At 29.9% G+C, this 865-nt stretch carries 2 protein-coding genes; both read right to left on the bottom strand.

The window, feature by feature from the left end:
* Window positions 1–87: 87 nt before the first annotated feature.
* The gene (locus HM985_RS17095; RefSeq protein WP_179377413.1) at window positions 88–405 is read right to left on the bottom strand and encodes a type II toxin-antitoxin system RelE/ParE family toxin; all 318 of its coding nucleotides are present in this window, start codon (window positions 403–405) and stop codon (window positions 88–90) included.
* Window positions 405–638: a hypothetical protein gene (locus HM985_RS17090; RefSeq protein ID WP_179317783.1), complete on the bottom strand. Its 234-nt coding sequence runs from the start codon at window positions 636–638 to the stop codon at window positions 405–407. The genes HM985_RS17095 and HM985_RS17090 overlap by 1 nt, the downstream gene beginning before the upstream one ends.
* Between the last annotated feature and the right edge of the window lie 227 nt (window positions 639–865).

Raw genomic sequence — 865 nt, 5'->3', positions numbered from 1 at the left:
TATGATAATAATTACAGAAGTACTTTAGCAATAAATTAATAAGTTTTTACTTGTTTTTTACCACAGTACTTTGTTGGCAATCAGGCTTTATTTTGTTCGTTTCATTTTCGGTGGATTTTGTCGAGTATCAAAAACATCAGCAATCTTTATAAATCCGTTTTGTTCATCAACCGAATATATCACTTTGTAGTTTTTGAAAACCAAATAACGATATTGAATTTCTCTATCTTTAAGTAATTCTTCTTCTTGTCCAATAAAGGATGCTTTGATTAATTTTTCCGATTCTTTAATTATTCCAGTTACAATTTTAGTAGCAACTTTTAAACTTGCTTTCTTTCCGTAATATTCATAAATTTCGTCAAGTTGAGTTTCAGAAAAGTCTGACCAAATAATTTTAAAATTCATTATTCGTATTTGGCTAAAAGTTCAGAACTTGTTTTAAACCGATTGTTTTTGAAATCCGATTCTGATTTGTCAATTCGTTTGTTTAACTCATCAATGGACATAGGCTTAAAAAGCCTTTCGTCAGAAGTGTCTTTTTCCTTTTTCAATATTTTCTCAAGCTTGGAAATTGCTTCCTCGCTTTGAAGTTTTAGGAATTCTTGAATAAATTCTATTTTTCGAGCTTCTATATTCATTTCGAGTTTCTTTTTATCAAAGATACTAAATTATCAAATTCAATCAATATCTTTCTTGGTTTAACGAATTTTTCAGCTTGTTGCCAACGTGTTTGTGTATGCTTAGTTGCGTGGTTAGGCAACTAATTTAGTAAACTTTTACGAACCTGAGAATATTCCGAAGGAATATTCCAGATAAGCAGAAACAAAGCAATTAAATATACACGGTGTTGGCAGCCGTGCTTATT

It is taken from the genome of Winogradskyella wichelsiae (assembly GCF_013403925.1).
In the GTDB taxonomy this organism is placed as follows: Bacteria; Bacteroidota; Bacteroidia; order Flavobacteriales; family Flavobacteriaceae; genus Winogradskyella; species Winogradskyella wichelsiae.
Note: the sequence above shows the minus strand (reverse complement) of the source record. Positions and strands in the feature narration are given on the sequence as shown.

Coding starts and splice junctions, on each gene's coding strand:
- HM985_RS17095 (WP_179377413.1), bottom strand. CDS start 405: ATGAATTTTAAAATTATTTGGTCAGACTTTTCTGAAACTCAACTTGAC.
- HM985_RS17090 (WP_179317783.1), bottom strand. CDS start 638: ATGAATATAGAAGCTCGAAAAATAGAATTTATTCAAGAATTCCTAAAA.